Source organism: Fibrobacter sp. UWB4, from assembly GCF_002210345.1.
Classification (GTDB): Bacteria; Fibrobacterota; Fibrobacteria; order Fibrobacterales; family Fibrobacteraceae; genus Fibrobacter.
In genome coordinates, this window is sequence record NZ_MWQI01000002.1 from 119,880 (window position 1) to 139,698 (window position 19,819).

At 48.5% G+C, this 19,819-nt stretch carries 19 protein-coding genes; 4 read left to right on the plus strand and 15 right to left on the minus strand.

Features of this window, described 5'->3' with window-relative positions; translation table 11 throughout:
* Positions 1-8 precede the first annotated feature (8 nt).
* From B7990_RS05515 to thiL, 14 genes are all read right to left on the minus strand, one after another.
* Positions 9-968: an adenosine kinase gene (locus B7990_RS05515; RefSeq protein WP_088640033.1), complete on the minus strand. Its 960-nt coding sequence runs from the start codon at positions 966-968 to the stop codon at positions 9-11.
* Positions 968-1,861: a rhomboid family intramembrane serine protease gene (locus B7990_RS05520; protein ID WP_088640034.1), complete on the minus strand. Its 894-nt coding sequence runs from the start codon at positions 1,859-1,861 to the stop codon at positions 968-970. Before B7990_RS05520 ends, B7990_RS05515 begins: the two co-directional genes overlap by 1 nt.
* Positions 1,848-2,429, minus strand: a complete 582-nt coding sequence (gene coaD, locus B7990_RS05525; protein WP_088640035.1) for a pantetheine-phosphate adenylyltransferase — start codon at positions 2,427-2,429, stop codon at positions 1,848-1,850. Before coaD ends, B7990_RS05520 begins: the two co-directional genes overlap by 14 nt.
* Before the next feature lie 142 nt (positions 2,430-2,571).
* Positions 2,572-3,114: a 16S rRNA (guanine(966)-N(2))-methyltransferase RsmD gene (gene rsmD / locus B7990_RS05530; protein WP_088640036.1), complete on the minus strand. Its 543-nt coding sequence runs from the start codon at positions 3,112-3,114 to the stop codon at positions 2,572-2,574.
* Position 3,115: 1 nt separating this feature from the next.
* Complete coding sequence (locus B7990_RS05535; RefSeq protein ID WP_088640037.1) at positions 3,116-4,105, minus strand: hypothetical protein; 990 nt, start codon at positions 4,103-4,105, stop codon at positions 3,116-3,118.
* On the minus strand, positions 4,102-5,013 hold the full coding sequence (locus tag B7990_RS05540) for a hypothetical protein (protein WP_088640038.1): 912 nt from the start codon (positions 5,011-5,013) through the stop codon (positions 4,102-4,104). Before B7990_RS05540 ends, B7990_RS05535 begins: the two co-directional genes overlap by 4 nt.
* A 33-nt stretch (positions 5,014-5,046) precedes the next feature.
* Positions 5,047-5,544, minus strand: a complete 498-nt coding sequence (locus B7990_RS05545) for a ComEA family DNA-binding protein (RefSeq protein ID WP_254917340.1) — start codon at positions 5,542-5,544, stop codon at positions 5,047-5,049.
* Positions 5,531-6,319, minus strand: coding sequence for a 3-deoxy-manno-octulosonate cytidylyltransferase (locus B7990_RS05550; RefSeq protein WP_254917341.1), 789 nt, complete (start codon positions 6,317-6,319; stop codon positions 5,531-5,533). The genes B7990_RS05545 and B7990_RS05550 overlap by 14 nt, the downstream gene beginning before the upstream one ends.
* A gap of 22 nt (positions 6,320-6,341) precedes the next feature.
* Positions 6,342-6,623 carry an Asp-tRNA(Asn)/Glu-tRNA(Gln) amidotransferase subunit GatC gene (gene gatC / locus B7990_RS05555; RefSeq protein WP_073422954.1) on the minus strand — a complete coding sequence of 94 codons (282 nt, stop codon included), beginning with the start codon at positions 6,621-6,623 and terminating at the stop codon, positions 6,342-6,344.
* A 283-nt stretch (positions 6,624-6,906) separates the two neighbouring features.
* Positions 6,907-9,474 carry an ATP-dependent helicase gene (locus tag B7990_RS05560; RefSeq protein WP_088640040.1) on the minus strand — a complete coding sequence of 856 codons (2,568 nt, stop codon included), beginning with the start codon at positions 9,472-9,474 and terminating at the stop codon, positions 6,907-6,909.
* A 177-nt stretch (positions 9,475-9,651) separates the two neighbouring features.
* Positions 9,652-10,347, minus strand: coding sequence for a hypothetical protein (locus tag B7990_RS05565; RefSeq protein WP_088640041.1), 696 nt, complete (start codon positions 10,345-10,347; stop codon positions 9,652-9,654).
* Positions 10,347-11,684 carry an AAA family ATPase gene (locus B7990_RS05570; protein WP_088640042.1) on the minus strand — a complete coding sequence of 446 codons (1,338 nt, stop codon included), beginning with the start codon at positions 11,682-11,684 and terminating at the stop codon, positions 10,347-10,349. The genes B7990_RS05565 and B7990_RS05570 overlap by 1 nt, the downstream gene beginning before the upstream one ends.
* Positions 11,685-11,949: 265 nt before the next feature.
* Entirely contained in the window at positions 11,950-13,875 is a 1,926-nt protein-coding gene (locus B7990_RS05575) for a GspE/PulE family protein (protein WP_254917343.1), read from the minus strand.
* The gene (gene thiL, locus B7990_RS05580; protein WP_088640043.1) at positions 13,872-14,858 is read right to left on the minus strand and encodes a thiamine-phosphate kinase; all 987 of its coding nucleotides are present in this window, start codon (positions 14,856-14,858) and stop codon (positions 13,872-13,874) included. Before thiL ends, B7990_RS05575 begins: the two co-directional genes overlap by 4 nt.
* 64 nt (positions 14,859-14,922) lie before the next feature.
* Here thiL and B7990_RS05585 point away from each other — a divergent pair, with 64 nt between their 5' ends.
* Genes B7990_RS05585 through B7990_RS05595 form a run of 3 tightly spaced genes read left to right on the plus strand, consistent with a single transcriptional unit; the run spans position 14,923 to position 17,081 of the window.
* Entirely contained in the window at positions 14,923-15,378 is a 456-nt protein-coding gene (locus B7990_RS05585) for a hypothetical protein (protein WP_141099219.1), read from the plus strand.
* Between the two features lie 2 nt (positions 15,379-15,380).
* A complete protein-coding gene (locus B7990_RS05590) occupies positions 15,381-16,367 on the plus strand; it encodes a hypothetical protein (protein ID WP_088640045.1) in 987 nt (328 codons plus the stop codon).
* A gap of 6 nt (positions 16,368-16,373) precedes the next feature.
* The gene (locus tag B7990_RS05595) at positions 16,374-17,081 is read left to right on the plus strand and encodes a hypothetical protein (RefSeq protein WP_088640046.1); all 708 of its coding nucleotides are present in this window, start codon (positions 16,374-16,376) and stop codon (positions 17,079-17,081) included.
* Here the strand turns inward: B7990_RS05595 and B7990_RS05600 are convergent, their stop codons facing one another.
* Positions 17,082-18,656, minus strand: coding sequence for a sialate O-acetylesterase (locus B7990_RS05600; RefSeq protein ID WP_088640047.1), 1,575 nt, complete (start codon positions 18,654-18,656; stop codon positions 17,082-17,084).
* A gap of 259 nt (positions 18,657-18,915) precedes the next feature.
* Here B7990_RS05600 and B7990_RS05605 point away from each other — a divergent pair, with 259 nt between their 5' ends.
* On the plus strand, positions 18,916-19,701 hold the full coding sequence (locus B7990_RS05605; RefSeq protein WP_088640048.1) for a hypothetical protein: 786 nt from the start codon (positions 18,916-18,918) through the stop codon (positions 19,699-19,701).
* Positions 19,702-19,819: the final 118 nt, after the last annotated feature.

The following is a 19,819-nucleotide window of genomic DNA, read 5'->3' on the forward strand; positions in this document are numbered from 1 at the left end:
TCCCTCGATTACATCTGGGCGTAAATGCGCTGCCAGCCTTCTTCAGGAATCTGGGCGCCCATCACCTGGACCACTTCGTTCGAGACAATGCTGCCGAGATTACCCGAGCGCTCCATATCCCAGCCGTTCATGTAGCCGTACAGGAATCCCGATGCCCAGAGGTCGCCTGCGCCCGTCGTATCGATAGCCTTTGCAGCCCCTGCAGATACGCGAGTCACCACGCCGTCCTTAGCGATCAAGGCACCGCGCTTGCCGATCTTCACGACTGCAACCTTAGCCTTCTTGGCCAAGACTTCGAGAGCCGCTTCTTCCTTGACGCCGGCATAGGCAAAAGCTTCGTCTTCATTTGCGATGATGATATCGATCATCTTTTCTTCGAAGAGTTCGTCGAACAGCTTGCGGCAAGCTTCAACCACGCCAAACGAGCTAAAGTCGAGAGCGGTCTCGACACCGAGACTGCGCGCAAGCGTAAACGACTTCTTGAAGCATTCGCCATTAAAAGCGCGGTAGCCTTCAGCATAAAGAAGGCCTACATCGTCATAGAGAGCCGGAGTAAAGTCATCCGAACCGAGGAAATCCGAAGCGCCAAGGTAAGTCCACATGGAGCGCTGGGCATCCGGAGTCACGGCAGAGAACACGCAGCCCGTAGCGACATCGCTCATCCCGAGCTTCGATTCCACACCGTTATTCTTCAAGTGTTCCTGGAAAAGCTTGCCAAGTTCGTCATCGCCAATCTTGCTGATAAAAGCAGCCTTGCCATGCAAGCGGGAAAGACCCACCATGGTATTGCAAGTCGAGCCACCCGGTACGCGAATCGGATTTTCGAGAGCACCGAGGAACTTTTCCATCTGCGGCCAATCAACCATGTTCATGCCGCCCTTCTGGACGCCCTGTGCAGCAATCCATTCGTCGCTCACATTAGCCAAAATATCAACAAGGGCAGCGCCCATACCAAGAACTTTCTTCATTAGAATCCTCCGCGACGGCGACGCAACTTGTCACCCGCTTTCAATAAAAATTCACGTTCCGATTCCGTCAAGGACTGGATGCCACTGCGTTCCACCTTCTTGAGGATCTCGTCCATGCGTTTCTGTTCATCTACGTAGAACACTTCACCTTCGAGAACTTCCGGTTCCTCAGAATCGCGCGAGTAAGAGCGCGACCCCGAACGGCGGTCTCGACTATACTTTTCTGGATTGCCCGAAAACAAGCGGAAAATAGCCGAAAGCGGAGAATGGTAAAGCACCTTCGGACCATTCTGGAAAACGGCCATGTAAATAAACCCGGCAACGACACCGCCCAAGTGGGCAAAATGCGCTATCATGTCGCCCGAATTTGCAAAGAGAATGTCAAGCGCAATCATCACCCACATAGCATGCTTGATTCGCATCGGGATGACAAAGAACATGAGAATCATGCGTTCCGGGAAGAACTTGTAATACGCGACAAAGACGCCCATCAGGGCGCCAGACGCACCGATAATCGGATTGTTCGTGAGCCCGAGCAAGCACATGAAAAAGCTGAACAGCGCAGCAAAAATGCCACAGAAAAAGTACATCGAAATAAAATGACGCGCCCCCATCCATTCTGCCACTTCGGAGCCGAACATCCAGAGCATCAACATGTTGAAGAAGAAATGCATGAAGTCGAAATGGATGAACATGTACGTCACGTAACGCCAAAGTTCCAGCGGGACCCGAGGCATAAAAGCGCCATAGTAACTGATGTAATCCGTCAAGGTTCCGTATCCAGCCCCCAGATTAACTTCTAGTCCACGCCCAAGAAAAGCGATAATAAATACAGCAGCATTCGCAAGCAACAGCGTCTGCAAAGCTTTGGGCAAATATTTAAACGGTTTCATAAACCTTCCTATACTCTTTTAAAAGCATTGACACCATATTCTTCGGCACGTATTTAGAGATAAGACTCTTCTGTTCGGTTGCGCTTCGGTTCGCACCGCACTTGAGAAGTTCACGCACCAAGGTACTGCTCACAACGAGATGTTCCTGCGCGCTAAGCAGAAGCACCGTCTCGACTCCGTTCCCGCCATAAATGACCTTGTTATTCCAGGCTGCCGCCTGTTCCGCTTCCAAGTCTGCGGAATTGCGAATCCCGCGTACCAGGTAATGCGCCCCCACCGACTTCATAAAATCGACAGTCAGCCCACTGTGGACTTTGACCGAGACATTCGAGAATCCAGAGACAGCAGCCTCCACCATCGCCTTGCGGGTTTCGGCATCAAAAAAGTTTTTCTTGCTTGCATTCTGGGCAACGAGTACAATCAGAGAATCAAAGATGCCCGCGGCACGCTTTACAAGATCCAAGTGCCCCACAGTAAACGGATCGAAAGAACCTGCAAAAACCGCCACGCGGCGTTCGCGCCCTTCCTCCACAATCGATTTTTTCTGTGCTTTAGAATTCCACACCATGTGGTATAATTTACAAAATTGCGACCAAAAAATGTAAGCTATGAGGTATGGGTACGGCACTTCGAGCCTTTGAGCTATGGGATATAAACAATCGCCCAAAGCGAAGCGAGCCCAAAGGGGCTTTAGCCCCGAGCTGACAAGCTCACTTTCTTATAATAATCAGCGATGACTCGCCATAGCGGCGAACTTGCCCCTGAAAATCGTCACCTTTAGCCCATTCAGGCAACTTGCGGCTCGGAGCCTCGAAAACGGCCACGCCGCCAGGGTTCAGCCACTCGATAAATGGGCGCAAGTCCGGGTATTCCATGTCCTTGAACGGCGGGTCCGCATAAATCAAGTCAAAACCGCCATCGGCACAGACAATTTCCTTTTTCAGCGTAAGCACACTCGTTTCCAGGAGCTTGAGCCTAGAATCCATGCCGACCGACTTGTAAGAGCGTTCGATCATCTTCGCCTGCGGGCGAGCAAGTTCCACCGCAGTAACGCTTGCAGCCCCACGGCTCAGCGCCTCAAGCCCCATGATGCCACTACCGGCAAAAAGGTCCAGCACACGGAAACCATCGACGCCCTGCAAAATGTTAAAGAGAGCTTCCCTCGTGCGAGAAGCTGTCGGACGCGTCTTCATGGTATCCGGGGACTCGATGTTGCGCCCCCGCAACGAACCGCCTGTAATACGAATCGGCATACTAGCGAAGCACAAGCATTTCGATACGCATGCTCGTAACTAGATACTTCTTAGCAAATCTAAGATCGGTCTTCGAGACACCCATGCGAATCGGAGAATTAGCAAATGCATTCAGGAAGTTCAACAAGTCGGCAAAGTCCGCTGTCGAAGTCACCTGATAGGCATAACGCTTGTACACGCCGAAGTCCTCAACAATCGGCTTTTCAGTTCCCTTCAGCTGCACTTTGTGCGTAGAGGCAAGCGTCTTGAGAGCCTTGATTTCGGCCCCCACTTCAGAAGCAGGAACAAAGCCGCGCACGGCATCGAGGCGCACCTGCGGAACAGAGAACTGCCCAAATGCAGCCACTTCAGTTGCAGCTTCCGAAGCAATCGGAGACTGGAAGGACTTGCTCACCGCCTTAAGCCTATCCATAAGCGTATGCTGAGAAGAAGCCTTCATTGCGATACCGCGAAGGTAATAGTAGTTCGGAGCCTGGAACACGCATTCAGAGAATCCAATATCGTCCGGTGCGGCCGTGTTGAGGAACGACAGGAACTGAGCCAGAGCCGTTTTCTGGAACGAAATCTTTTCTAGTGGGAGATAGCTATTGTAGCTCGTTCGTTTGTTATTAAACAAAGCCTGGGGCTTGATTTCCTTTACGATTTCCCTAACAGGCATTGCGGCACGAGCCTTCGCCAAAGCCTTCTGCTGTTCTGCAATCTCTTCGGCGGTCGGACCAGCAGGGGCCGTCTTAGTCGGAGTACTCCCCTTCGCGCCAATCAAGTTGAGGTAAGATTCCGGGAAAACGCCATCCAGCGCCGCCGGAACCCCGTTCATGCTCAAGTAACCGCTTAAGCCAAGCACGGCAACGACAACAACAGCAGCAACAGTCAAATACTTTTTCTTGTAGCGGCGTTCCACATCCGCCACATTCGTCACATGCAAATGCTGCGAAACACTACCGATGGTGGAATTCTTTTCCGCCACCGCAATAAGGTTCATGTGAATCATACACCCTCCATCTGATTGAGTGCAGCACCAACAGCGCCGACACAGCAAATCATGTCAACGGGGTTCACGCTTTCGTCACACGGGAGCTGCGACAAGTTTGTCATCAGCGACACCTTGTAATCGCTCAACTTATCCATGAGAATATTCACGAACTGCTCGTTCGAAGCCATCTCGCCGCACAAGCGCACATCGGTCACACCGTTGACGGAATTCTCAGACTGGACAAGCTTCATCTGTTCAACAATTTCGTTTGCAAGAATCGGGTACGCCATTTCTTCGGTCTTTCCGACCATCGAAAGCGTCGAAACGCAACGCAAGGCAAGGAGTTCATCGCGACGCATCCAGGCAAGCGTCACGCCAGTAAAGTCAGCCTTCACAACGCAAACAGCATCCTTGATCTTTTCGCCAACATCCATTACATTCATGAGCGAGAGCACATCGACTTCCATAGACTTCGGCGAGAGCACACGGGAGCGGAAGCCCTTGCGCAAAGCATCGACCCATTCCTTGCGGACAGCCATGATCAGTTCATTATACCCGAGAGTATCGTCACCGCTCAACGTGATGGAATCGACAACATAAGCGCTCACATCGGCGTTGGTGAAAAGTTCCATATACCATTTCAAATACTGAGACTTACTTGCAACAGCCTCTTGCGGCACATAGACCTTGCGGATAATAGACATCGTCGCAGGCATCGTCACCGAAGTCGCTTCGATATCCTTGATCTGGTTTTCGTCCACCCACTGCTGGAGCATGCTCTCAAAAAGGAAAATATCGTAAATGGGATTGGTTTCAGCAGGGAGGACCGCAGCCTTGACCACCATCTTTGCAGTAGCGTCCACAAGGGCGACCTTCATGGAGGTGTCACCAACTTCAATACCTAGATATAACTTCGTATCGCTCATATATATGCTTATGTAAAGTTTTATATCCTAAAACTAATCAAAAATTATCGATTGTAACATGTTTTCGAGCTTTTTCTTTCCAATTCCGTGCACTTTTTTGAGGTCAGAAGGCCCTTTGAACGGCCCTGCGGCATTTCTGCGCTCGATAATTTTGTCAGCAAGCTTTGGCCCCACCCCCTTTATGGCGCACAAATCGTCGGCACTCGCCGTATTGATATTCAGCGGGAACGAGACCTTTTTCTTTGCCTTACGGTGACGCTCCGTCGATTTCGGGCCGGGATCCGCAAGGGGTATTACTTTGTCGGTATCGTAAGCCTGGACTGTACTAGCATCTGCAACCGGGACTGCATCAGAAAACGCACCCGGTGATGCGTCAGGAGTACCCCCCGGTGATGCATTTGCAACAACTATAGCGTCTCCGACTTCGAATGTCTCGATAGACGGGAGTCCCCACGGGAGGTAGCGGACGGTTAAGCCAATGATAAAGAGGATGATTGCGAGTTTGAGAATTCTTTTTTCAGATGCGTTCATAGCCTTTTCTGAGAGGTTCATCTAGCAAAGGATTTAGCAAACGATCTAGCAAAATATTCTCGACGTGGGTCGCGTCCGACGGGACGTCCACGGAAATGCTCGGGTAAGCGCTCTGGACAATGCGGATCGGGCGGCGCCCCAAAATTCGCATCTGTTCTAGCGAGCGTTCCAGCTCAATTTTACTCTGCGGGAGCGATGCAAACTCGTCGCGGGCTTCGCGGGAGTAAGCGTAAATGCCCTGGTGCTGGAACCATAGGCTCGCTTCTGCAGGCGGCACGGACCTTGTAAAGTCAACCGCCACACCGTCGCGCACGAGCACTTTCACGACGGTCTTGAGTTCAGCTTCTGCGGGGTTCAACGGGCATGCGACCGTCACCCAGCAGTCGGGGTGTTCCGAGAGGTCTTTCGCGACATCGCGGAGCACGGAAGGTTCAACGAGAGGTTCGTCGCCCTGGAGATTCACGACCAGGTCAAGGCCAAGCTTTTGGGCGGCCTCCGCCACGCGGTCGGAACCGGTTGCACATTCGCCAGTCATCACGCAGTCAAAGCCAGCCGCCTCAACCACCGCTTCGATTTCAGGACAGTCCGTCGCACAGACGATGCGGTCAAAGCAATTGGCGAGGAGCGCTCGTTCCATGGTACGGACAATCATCTCCTTGCCGTTGAGCTTCAGGAGAGGCTTTCCCGGGAATCTGGACGATCCCATGCGGGCCGGAACAACGCAACTGACCTTGTTCAAAGCGAAATGCGTAACGAGATGCGCGAGATTCGGCAAATGCGTCGGGCAAGTGCGCCGACTACATCACCTTCGGAATGGCGAAATGGTCGTTTTCGACAGCCGGAGCGTTAGCAAAAGCCTGTTCAAGCGTAAAGCCCTGCACCGGCACGTCTTCGCGGAGGATGGTTGCGCCATTTTCGACAGCAGTCATCGGTTCCACGTTAGAAAGGTCCAAAGCCTTCAATGCTTCGAGATGGTCGAGCATCTTGTCCAAGTGACCCTTGATAGCCGGGATATCTTCTTCTGCAATGCTCAGGCGAGACAACTTCGCGAGCTTCAAAACTTCTTCACGTTCAAGCATGATTACCTCTTTTTTTCGAGATGTAAGATAGAATTTTTTAGTAGGAAGTAGGAAGTAGACAGTAGGAAGTAGCTAGAAAATGCAATAGACGAAAGAGCACTTCGCTGGTAGACGAAAGACGAGAGAGGCTAATGCAGCGGATACGCTCGCGTATACATTGCTGAGCCGACCAGTCTTGGCTTGAAGAGCAAAGACGAGAGATTTATAATCGCGGCTTTGCCGCCTTACTAAATTCACTTTCGTCTCTCGTCTGTAGGCTCATAGAGCCGTTCTCTCGTCTATATCAACCAATCACTTCCAATGCGGCGTATTTGAGGATGATGGTGCGGTTCATGTTCTCGCGGTCGAAGCGCACATCGACGCGGGCGTTATCGCCACTGCCATAAGCCTTCATAATCACGCCCGTTCCATACCTGGAATGGCGAACGCGAGCGCCCTCGTGGTACGGATTATCGTACTCGATTGTCGGGCCGGACGGAGCAGGCGATTTCACGACCTTCACCGGATTGCGGTAGACAATATGCTTGTCGTTCTTCTTGATGGATTGAGGCACAGGCGCCGGGCGAGAGCCATACGAGCCGTAAGAACCGCCACCGTACGAATTGCCGGAACCGCTCCCATAGCTGCCGCGAGAACCTCCGCCATACGAATTTCCGCCAAACGAGCGATTGCCATACGAATTTCCATAAGAGTTGCCCGAACCCGAGTTGCCATAAGATGGACGGGAGCCATAGTTCGACGAGCCGTACGAACCGTAAGACGGTTTGGAACGCGTATTGCCAACAAAATCAGGAACAGACGGACGCGTATTCAAGCACGGCGTAAAGTCTACAACGGACGGATCCAATTCCTTAAGGAAGCGTGACGGCGCAAACGGTCTAATGTTCCCCTGGAAGAACCTGCGTTCCGCATGGTACAGATAAAGTTTCTTTTCAGCACGGGTGCAGCCCACGTAGAACAGGCGCCGTTCTTCTTCCATTTGCTCGTTGATTTCGGCCATCGAGAGCATCGAAGTTCCACGCACGAGCGGGAAGATTTCATCATCGCAACCCGCCAGGTGAACCGTATTGAATTCCAAACCCTTCGCCATGTGAATCGTCATAAGCGTCACAAGGCCCTTCGACGTATCGACCTTCTTGTCGCCATCCGTCAAGAGCGAAATATCCTGCAAGAACGCATCGAGCGTTGCGCCCGGATGTTCTTCGTCAAATTCACGGATAGCGTTGATCATTTCGTCCAAGTTCGCAATTCGTTCGTCGGCAGTGACTTCGTCTTCCTTGCGCAAGAAGTCCTTATAGCCCGTATCATTGATGATATGTTCAGCAAGAATCGGGAGCGGATACTCGCCAGAAGTCATCATGTTCTTCCAGTTCGTCACAAGGTCGGTGAACACCTTGAGCTTCGGAGCGCCGCGCCCCGTGCCGTTTGCCTCGGTGAGTAGATTGTCCCAGAACGAACCCTCGCCCGCTTTCACCTTGGCGAGTACGCCTTCGACGGTCGTCTTGCCGATGGCACGTGGCGGAGTGTTAATCACGCGCAAATAGGCTGCATCGTCTTTTTCGTTGGCGAGCACGCGCAAGTAAGCAAGCACATCCTTGATTTCCTTGCGGTCCCAGAATCTTGTACCGCCAAAAATCACCGACGGGATGCGCAAATCGTTGAGCGCCTTTTCAAGCACACGGGACTGCGCGTTCGTGCGGTAGAAAATGGCAGTCTTGGCATAAAAATCAGGACCCGCCTGCGCCACCGTCTTTGCAATGTTTGATGCTTCGGCACGGTCATCTTCAAAATAGCGCACGTGAATAAGCTCGCCCGCTTCTTCCTTGGAAAACACGTTCTTCTGCATTTCGGCAGGACGGACGTTATGTGCAATCACGGAACCCGCACCCTTCACGATGTTTGCAGTCGAGCGGTAATTGCGTTCGAGCTTGACAATCGTCACCGGAGCAAAATCGCGGTGGAAGTTGCGGATAATTTTGATGTTCGCGCCGCGCCAACCATAAATACTTTGGTCGTCATCGCCCACTACCGTCACGTTTTTGGTTTCCGGATTGATGAGCAATTTCAAAAGTTCATACTGAACGTCGTTTGTGTCCTGGTATTCATCCACGACAACGTACTGGAAACGTTGTCTAAGCTGTTCCGCCAAATTCGGGACCATCTGCAACATGCGAACCGTATTGAACAGCAAGTCGTCAAAGTCCATTGCATTCGATTCCGCAAGCTTTTTCTGGTAAGCCGCGTAATAGCGGGCCTTGCGTTCTTCATCGGCAAATTCGGCGTTCAAAGCAGCCACATCCGGAGTCTGCAAGACAGCCTTGTCGTTCTTGTACAAGACCGTATTCTTGAAACGGGAAATGGCGCTGTGGACCTTTTTCAGTTCATTCACGTCGTAATCGTCGCCCAGGTCGTCCTTCAAGATTTCCTTGAGGATGCGCTTCTGGTCATCGTCATCGTAAATGGAAAAGTTTGCATCAAACCACTTGCCACCAAGCGCCTTGATTACGGATTCCTTCGCCAGGCAGAGCTTCAAAAGCTTAAGGCATACGGAGTGGAACGTGCCCATCCACGTGAACGGCTTTCGGCAATTCAAAAGTTTCTGGATACGATCCTTCATTTCGCGGGCGGCCTTGTTCGTAAAGGTCACCGCCAGTACGCGATTGGAGTCAATCTTGTGGTAAGATACCAGGTGGGCAATCTTGTAAGTAATGCAACGCGTCTTTCCAGAACCAGCACCGGCCAAAATCAGCATCGGGCCGTTAATCTTTTTCGCGGCGGCGGCCTGTTCCGGGTTTAACTCTTTATCTAAAACACTATCATCAACAACATTGCATTCTACGAAATCGTCCATCCTGCACCTCTAGTCAATATACAGATGTGCAATATAGTAATTAGTAGACAGCAGGAAGTTAGAAGTAGGAAGTGGTCATTGATTATTAGAGATGTAATTCAAGAATCTAGCGGGAATGGAGTGCCCCACGGCCACTAAGCGAGAATTGCACTCAATACAATAAGTCTCTGGAACGTCTTATTGAAGAATTCCATTAACAAAGCTCATTGAATATTCACCACCAGCACTTACATATGGTTCAAATTGATATATTTGATTTTCAAATAAGATTTCCCGTCTAAAAAAGCGTTCTAAAACAGGAAGCATTCCAGGAATATAACGAATATTTTTTTTCGCTTTATTTTGAATAAAAGTCGGAACTTTAGATTGATTAATATTTTGTTCAGCATTAGTATATTCTTCAATAAACCTTTTTATTCCATCTTCATTATACATTGTTGAAACGACACTCAAAAAAATGCGTTCTATATTTACAAAATAATAAGCACAAACACTCTTTACATATCTAATAGAACTCATCCATTGTTCAACAAGATGTTGTATAACTTCAACACCATTTCCCACAGTTTTTTTTAAGTCACATATATAACAAAAAGCCTTTTTATCCTTTGAGACAATATACATATAACAAAAATCTACAGCTTTTTGGCAATCATATCTATTACAACACTCGGATCCAAACAAACCACAATCTGTAGAATCCGTCTCAAACGTAAGCAACAACGTCTGTTGAGCCTCTTTTTCATATAATTTAAATTTTAAACAATTCTCTTTATCCGTAATCTTAGTCAAAACATTCTTTTGATTTACAAGATAAAAATCATTTTCCAACTTTGATATAGTAGTCAAACAAGGAATGTTTCCAGCAATCATTATACATCCCCATAAATTATTTTTGCTGTTTCAAAAATACTATTTGATACTTCTGAAAACAAAGAGAAATCAAACCCCATACCTAATTCATTAAATTTGGGAATTTCAGAAACAACCATTTGACCATTTTCGTCTTTTATAAACTGATATGCGTAAACTGAATCATTCTTTAACAAATCATCAAATTCATACCCAAGTTTTTTGCATTTTTCTTCTTTATTCCTCGCAAAAGAAAGTGCAACTAAATTTGATATAGCAGCAGCCATGGTATCACTATGAGTACTGACAATCAAATTTATGCCAGAATTGACAAGACGATTCATTAAACGAGCCAATTGAATTTGAGTCGTTGGATGTTGGCTAGTTTCTATTTCATCATAAAAAACATAACCAACAGGTTCAACAGAAGACAAAAGATGAACAACTGGCGTCAGTTCATTCACCATTGACGATGCTAGAAAAAGAGGTAAATTTACACCATTATCGGTTATATACCGAATTTCATCACCAATATAGATTATGTTTCCCTTAATTATTTTTTTGTTGATAAAATCAATGATATCCTTATTTTTTTTCAACCTATTTTCATCAGGTTTATAAGTTTGCATAAATAGTAAATAATCAAAAACAGGCTTAGAAAGTCCCAATTTTTTTGATTCCGGCACCAAATTTAATGGAGTACCTAAATTATATTCTCTAGGTTTAACCATAGCAGCCATCAAATCTCTGTATACCAAATTAAGACCTGAACGAGCAACAGGTAAATATAAAGTCCTAGAACTACCAATCGTACACAAAATGGACTCAAACAAAAAATCTACAAAAAGCGTAATCCAAAAAGATTTTGTCTGTTCTTGTTCTTTCGCTAAAATATGTATATATTCTTCCGTCTCTATTCCTAAAAAAACATCTCCGGTCTTATCAACTTTTGGAGAAAAATAAACTTTTTTTGTAGCCTTTTCTATTTCAGACGATTCTATTCTTTGAAATAGAAAGGGATCTTTCGTTATGTCATTTTCATCAATTTCCACCGAAAGAGAATCAATAACCAATTTATTATTAAATGTATCCTCTACTATTTTATTCTTATTATCATCCAACCATTTATTGATATCCGCTTGAAATTCAAGAATATTTTCTTTATTAACCTTAAATGGATACTCTTCAAACAAGGAGCTTTTAAAATTAGTGATATTGCAAAGAGCATTGATAACTCCATATATCAATTGCATTAGGTACGTTTTACCACTATTGTTATCTCCAACAAGTATAGTGAATCCATTCAACTCTACACATGCAGATTTAATTTTTCCAAAATTTTCAACATTTAGCTTCATATTTTAATCCTTCATCTTAAATATACAACTTTCTGCATCTTTTTTTTAAAACATAATCCTAATCCATTCACAAAAGCTCTTTTGAAGATTTATTCTATATCTTTTAAAGATTTCCATAATCAAACCACCAAATGACGTTCGCTCCAAGAAGCGATATAAATCAATAGTCAAACAAAACTAATTAACAACCATTTCTTACAAAAATAGGAGATGCCCGCTCAAGGCGGGCATGACAAGATTAAATGTTCGGAGCGACAAGCGTCTATTATTCGTCGGCGGTGGAAGCGCCAACGGCCTGCTCAAGCGTGGTCAAGCCCTGGAGAGCCTTGTTGATGCCGTCCATACGGAGCGTAATCATTTCGCAAGACTTGATGGCCTCGCGCTTGATTTCGTCACCGGAAGCGCGCTTGATCACGAGATTACGCACAGCTTCGTTCGGCACGAGGAACTCGTAAATACCGCAACGGCCCTTGAAGCCCGAACCATCGCACTTTTCACAACCGCGGCCATGATAGAACTGCATGTCCGGCGAGAGGTGGAGTTCATCGCGAAGTTCCTGCGAGATTTCGACCGGTTCCTTGCAGTTCTTGCAAATGCGGCGCACAAGTCGCTGGGCCAACACACCCTTAATAGCGGTAGACACAAGGAACGGTTCCAGTCCCATTTCGAGCAAACGAGGGAATGCGCCGGCAGCGTCGTTCGTATGGAGCGTACTGAAGACCAAGTGACCCGTCAAAGCAGCTTCGATAGCCATCGTCGAGGTTTCCTGGTCACGCATTTCACCGATCATGATCACGTCCGGGTCCTGACGGAGCAAGGCACGAATGCCCGCCGCAAAGGTAAAGCCTGCGGCATTGTTGATCTGGCCCTGGTTCACACCGTCAATATTCAATTCCACCGGGTCTTCCATCGTCGAGATGTTGATCGTGGAATCCAAAATTTCTCGAATAGAAGCGTAAAGCGTCGTAGACTTACCGGAACCCGTCGGACCGGTAACGAGCACAATGCCGTTCGGGGCATTAATGGCATCAATAAACTGCTTGAGCACACGGGGGTCAAAACCCATTTCACGTAGCGGGAACTGACCCGAATTCGGGTCCAAAATACGCATAACGATCTTTTCGCAAACGCCGCGCTTACGCAAAGAAATCGGGAACGAGCTTACACGAAGGTCAACTTCGGATCCCTTGTAGCGCACCGTGAAACGTCCGTCCAACGGCTTACGCTTTTCTGCAATGTCCATCTTGGACAAGAGCTTGATACGCGAAAGGATCTGCGGCATGAGTCGTGCCGGAATCGGAGACATCACCTGCAAGTCACCGTCAATACGGTAGCGCAGCTTAAGGAACGTCTCCTGCGGTTCAAGGTGAATATCGGATGCATGACGCGCAATAGCTTCGTGGATCAAGGTCGTCACGATCTTCACGACCTGGCGGCCTTCTTCATCAGAAAGTTCCGGTTCATCGCTTGTACTGCTACCGCGTTCGACAGTTTCGAGTTCATCGTCGCCAGAAGATCCGATAAGCTCCGCAAGGGACTCTTCGGCCGGGCCGTGGCCCGCAAAGAGGATGTCGATCGTCTTCTTGATGTCCTGTTCAGACGCCATGACCACATCGACATTGCGCTTGACCTTGAACTTGATGGAATCCCTGAGGCGAACGTTCGTCGGGTCCGCCATGGCAACAACGAGCGCCTGGCGAGCATCCTTTGTCACGTAAAGCGGAACAATCTTGTTCGCCTTGCACTGGTCTTCGGAGATAAACTCGTAGACCTTTTCATCAAGCTTGATGGAATCGAGCTTGACGTAAGGAACTTCGAACTGGCTGCAAAGAATCTTCATCAGCTTATCTTGCTGGATGAATTTCAAATCGACAAGAATGCTGCCGAGACGCTTGCCGCCCGAAGTTTTCTGCTTTTCAAGGGCTTCGTTCAGCTGTTCCTGCGTAATAAAGCCCTGGTCCAGAAGCATTTCACCAATACGCTTTTTGGTGACACTCTGCATCTGGACACCCAAAATATCCGTAAGCTGCTCAGGTTTTACCATCTCCGCTTTGAGAAGGACCTGAGTCAGGGTCAACTTTTTACCCTTCTGTGTCCAGAACTTGACTTCTTCTTCAGCGTACTTCAGCTGATCCTCATTAATCAGGTTAACGCGAACCAGCAACTGTCCTAAACTGCTTGAATCCTTCATAGATGCGACCACGCCTGAGCGTTTAAAGTAATCCTACCACCAAGTTTTCTTTTCAAAGAAACTCCACTCCCACAACTTACTAAACCGACGTCGTGGATTTTGCCCCACTTGGGCGTTCCCTTCAAATATATACTATTTGTAACTTCAGAAGTAAAAAGGAGTTCATATTCTTCACCACCATTTAACGCAAATTTGAGGGGAGACAGGCCAAAATACTCGCACATTTCCAAAACATCATCGTCAATAGGCAATTTTTCCTCGTCGATTTCGATGGAAACGCCAGACGAAAGCGCAAGGTGGTTCGCTTCGGAACTAAGACCATCGCTAATGTCCATACAGGCGCCACGCACCCCCTGTTTTACCAGCTGCGCCCCAGCATCTTCGCAAATTTTCGGGGAAAGGTGGTACTCGACCAGGCGCGGGAAGCGTTTTGCCTCTTCGGGACGGTTCATCAAAATCCAAAGTCCGGCGTCGGATTTGCCGAGAGTGCCCGCCACAAAAACGTGATCGCCCGGCTTTGCCGCACTGCGTAAGAGCGCCGTTTCGCCATCGGTCGTGCCAAGAAGCGTTGTCGAAAACATCCCGACATCGCCAGCAACCGTATCACCGCCAATCAGCGTAATTCCTCTTCTCTCAAAGCCTTGCGCAAAAGCTTCAGCAATTCTGTTTCGAGTTTCTTCGCTCCAGTTTCTGTTCACGCAAATTCCGAGCACGGCAATTTTGGGGCGACCGCCCATCGAAGACACATCCGAGACATTGGACACAATGTGCTTCTCGACCGCCTGTTCTGGACTAGACCAGTCCAGGCGGAAGTGCGTGTTCTCGACCGATAGATCCTTTGTAACAAGCCATCCGTCAAAGATGGCGCAGTCATCTCCAGCAGACAGCCAGCCGCGGTGTGCCGGCGGCTCGTTTCTTAAGGGGCAAGCCCCTTCTAAAATTTTAGTGACGAACCTGAACTCGCCAAGATCTGGGAATTTCATAATTTTCAAGGACAATTCATTTTTTCATCCGATAATTTAACAATAAACTTTCTATACTTAAGGCGTGGGACACATATTTTTCATAACGCCATCATCGCCAGGCAGCTTGGACAAGCTCAACCAGTGGACATTCCGCTGGCTATTGGAGCATGGCAACATGGCAGAAGATTCCACCCTCTATACTTGCAATTCCATCGAAAGCGCCCAGAGCCTTCTGGAATCTGCACTCATCATCGGTCAGTCGCCATCGCTCATCATCTTTGACCATGCCGACCACGCTACCGAGAAGAACTTGGCCTTTAGCAAGGAACTCCACAACGGCATCCCGGAATCCTGGATTATCGAGATCATTCCGGACGACATGCCGCTCCCCGAAGATTCAAGAGACGATAGCACATTCTGGATCAGACGCCCTGTCAGCGAAGAAGAATGGTACGCCACGCTTGAAAATGTTCTGCACAAGAACGGTTGTCCGCAATGGGCAAAGTGGACCAAACACAAGAGCTATAGAGGTTTTTAAACGTGATTAAAGGCGTTAGCTATTTTGGAGTGCGCTCACCGAAGCTTGCGCTCATGGACGTTGCACACATAAAAGAAGCGGGGTTCAACGCCGTTCTCCACACATGGAGCGAAGAGGACCTGCAATATTATTACGATACCATGAAGCAGATTGTAAATGAGTCTGCCGCCATGGGTCTTTCTGTTTATGTGAACCCGTGGGGCGTAGGCCGCGTGTTTGGCGGTGAAGCTTATTCGGAACTCACCGCAAGGAACCACGACATGTGCCAGGTCGCCCTCGACGGGAAGCCGAAAGTGGCCGCATGTCCGAACCACCCGGAGTTCCGCGCGTACATGCACAAGTGGATTGCAGCCGTATGCGACACGAAAGTCTCAACGATCTTCTGGGACGAGCCTCACTTTTACTTTGAAAAAGGCGGGCTTGAAAACTGGAGCTGCCGCTGCGAAAAATGCCGCGAGAAGTTTCGTACAAAGTACGGATACGAAATGCCCGCCGAGCTTACGGAAGACGTGAAGCAGTTCCGTGAACAAAGCCTGATTGAATTTCTGGACGAGATGACCCAAGATGTCAAATCGCGCGGCAAACGCAACTGCGTTTGCATGCTCCCGCCATGGTTCCCCGCCGGACTCGATGACTGGAGTAAAGTCGCAAGCCTCGATGCCGTCGATGAAATCGCGAGCGATCCGTACTGGGAGCGCGGTGCAAGCGAAGAATGGGTCCGCGAAAAATACCGCGAGACAGCAAACAAGCTCGTCGAAGTTGCATCCCGCTACGCAAAATCCGTACAAATGTGGATCAAGGCTTACCAGATTGAAGCGGGACGCGAAAACGACCTTGCCATCGCCGTAGAAGAAAGCCGCGCTGCAGGCATCAAGAACATCTTCGCCTGGAGCTACCGAGGCACAGAAACATTAAGCTGGCTCAAGAGCGACAACCCGGACGAGGTCGCGAATGTTTTCAGAAAAGCTCTTAAAAAACAACCCCAATAATTTTTTATGAAAAAAAAGATCCTCGCAATACTACTCTTACTCGCGTCAAGCGCATTCGCCCAGTATGCCAACGGCAAATTTCATAGAGGGCTTTTCTTTTCAACAAGTCTAACCTTCGGATATACGTACTTGCGCAACTACGAGCTGAGCATTCAGGATGAAGGCTACAACGAAAAGACGCACAAATTTAATGGCGCCATGCACCCCTATGCCGAATTGCGATTCGGCAGGACAACCGCCAACATATTCTCCTTATACGGATCCCTCGGTCTTGGATTCGGGATTGGAAATTTTGATGCCGTGGACAAGTCCTACAATGTTTATCCAGACAACAACAGCCAAGTCGAGGCCACCGGTCTGGACGTCAAATTCCTTGTAGGCGGAGGCGCAGAGTTTTATCCCGTTCAAAATCAGGAAAACCCTCTTTACGGTCTATTCTTTGGATTATCCCTGGGTTTCGTGATTGACGGCGTAAAATACACCATCGACGAAAACGATGGCGACTTCGACGGATTTGCCAATATCTTCTACCGTTTTGAATTGGGTAAGGAATGGTGGATTGACACACGCTGGAGTCTCGGCGTAGCATTGAACTACATGTACGGATCTCTCGAACTCAAAGACGAGACATCCTCGTACAATAGCGCAGGAATCAACGAAAAAGCATCCTGTGTCACTCACACCATTGGCATTTCAGTAAGAGTCGCCCACTAATTACTTTATCACGCGGATCGTCGCGGAGCCGTTACGGGATTTCGCGAGGTACGTGCCGTTAGGCTTCACAAGTGCACGGACTTTCTGCGGAACATCTTGAACGGTCCGAGCCTCAATACGGCCTACATGTGCCCCGAGCATATCGAACACATCGTAGGTGGCAAACACTTGGCTTGCCATAAACTTTGGGCGAACCGAAACATACTCATGGAAGAACTCAAGCCAATCGATATTCACGTAGTTGCCCGTAATCAGAATTTTCAGCACGTGCTTTCCGGCTTCCAAATCAAAATTTCCCAGATTTTCTGTTTTATACACGCTCCAGTCCTCGCCCGTCTTTGAAAGCGTCATCGGCGGGACAATTTCCTTATCGTCCAAGAGCAAACTCAAGCCAGAAGATTCGGAACCTGAGGCATAATTGACGCTGACGCCATACGCGCCTCCAGATACGACATCCACGGTGTATTCCAGCCACTCACCTTCCTGCGTGTAACCAATAGCGTAATTGTCACCACCCTCATAAATATCCACGCCGTCCTTGCGATACTCGCCGCCCCTGTTTTCGGAATCGTTATCCGAGTAAGAGGAATTGCCAGAACCGACGCCCGTGATGTCATAATTTTCAGCTTCAATCTTGCCCGGAATTTTTGCAGGATCTCCAGCGACAACGCTATCGCCTTGCACCTTGCCAAACGGCTTCTGCGGAACTGGTTCCACGGGCTTGCGGTTCACCGCCTTGAGCATCTGCGCCGCATAACGCTTGCCGAATTCCACGTAGGCATCGTGATTGAAGTGGTAGCGGTCCACGCCGTTACCGCCCAAGCCTTCAGACGAGGCGTAGTAGGTGTTGTCCATCGATTTCGGGAGTTTCGACACGCGATCGGAATAGCAGCAGCCTTCGCGCAAGAGTTCGCCCGCCACAAACGGCACCGTATCGGAACTCATGTCGAGCGCCTTGAGAATGTCGTCTCGGGTTTTCTTCACGATTTTAGGCCAGTCGGAATAGCCGCCATCAGTTTCGCCCTGGTGGAAAATGAATCCCTTGATAACGCCCTTTTCCTGCGCCTTTTTCGCGATGTCGATAATCGTCTTCGTCACGTTGCCATCGCTTGCGTATTCCTTCGCGTAGTTCTGGAGCCAGGTTTCTGCCGTCAAGAGATAAGTTTTGTACTGGTCCTGGTCAAAGAGCTTGATGCTTGCGCCTCCCACAGCCACCGGGATAATCCCGATGGTCACGTCAGGCATGCTATCCGCCATCGTACGGCCAAACCAGTCCGCCACAGAAATCGTGTTGCCACAGTTAAAGAGCGAGGGCACCGCCGGGTAAATATCACCGAGCGTATTGCGCCCCTTGCCCGAGCATTTTTGCGTCGCGAAAATCTTGAAACGAGAATTTTCGACCTTGTCCGCGCTCTGCGCATCCGCGGTGCCGCCCATGTTGGACTGCCCGTACGCAATGTAAATGTGGAAATTCGGATCTGGAGCGGCCACAGAAGGAGCTGCCCCGAACGCAAGAAAGCCCGCGGCAAAACACGCCACGGACGCAAAACCAGAAAGCTTTTTATACATTCCCATATATCCCTTTGGGTTAAACAACAATTATAAATTATACAGAAATGCAATAAAGCGCTCCCCCACCCTAAAAAATTCTATAGACACTTTGTCTATGCGCATAGGATATAGTTGGCAGAACTTAGATCTTAGAACTTAGTAAGATCAATGCGTAAAGTAAATCTACAGCGATTATGATTTGAAGGCGGTAAACGGTCGAAAGAAGTAAAAAAAATGTATTTTTTACAAAGTCAATAATCTCGAAAAATTTTTAACAAATCCTATGACAAAAAGCTTTTTTGCGACCTCGCTTTTTATATTCCTCTTTGTATCGAACGCCAGTGCCTGGGATATGGGAGCATATGTTGAAAGCGCACAAGCCGGTGAAGGGAAAACTGATTCGACTCGTGTTCAAAAAACGAGCAAAAAACAACCTGAAGCCGCCGACAGCAGCATGGCGTTAACCAACAACCACGTCTATCGCGGACTCTATTTTTCAGCGGAAGTCGCATTCGGTTACACATCGCTAAACTATTCTGTAAACACCTGGAGCGGCAAATCTGTTCAAAAATTTAGCGGACTATCTTTTCCTTATGCCGAAATACGGTTTGGTCATTACTTCGCTAACATAGTCTCCGTTTATGGTGCACTCGGAATCGGAATTGGTACAGGCAAATACGAAGGCCCCTACCCAAAGCGAGATAAAGAGGAAATTGACGCCGTGAGCTTTAGAGGTCTTTTAGGACTCGGTGCTGAAGTTTATCCATTTCAGGACAAAGAAAGCGCTCTTTACGGCCTGTATTTAGGGCTTTGCGTTGGCGGCGCCGTCGAAAGGGCACAAGACGACAACGAAAGATTTGGCTACACATACCGCTCAGCCGATCCTGATTTAGAAATCTTCGACAATACCTTTATCCGTTTTGAAGTAGGTTACAGCTTCTGGATCGATAATCGTTGGAGAGTAGGCCCAGCTTTCAGCTATTCTTTCGGCAAATATGATTCTGACGACGATGACAATGTCGTCACAACAACCCACAATTTCAACTTAGCCATTAAGATCGCACTCTAAAAGTGTCGTACACATCATCTGCAATTAGCAAAAAAAATTAGCCTCGTCGCTTGGACGAGGCTTTTGAAAAATCACTGGATGGGGCAAAGCCCCAACTCTTTGGCTCGGTTATGCCCAT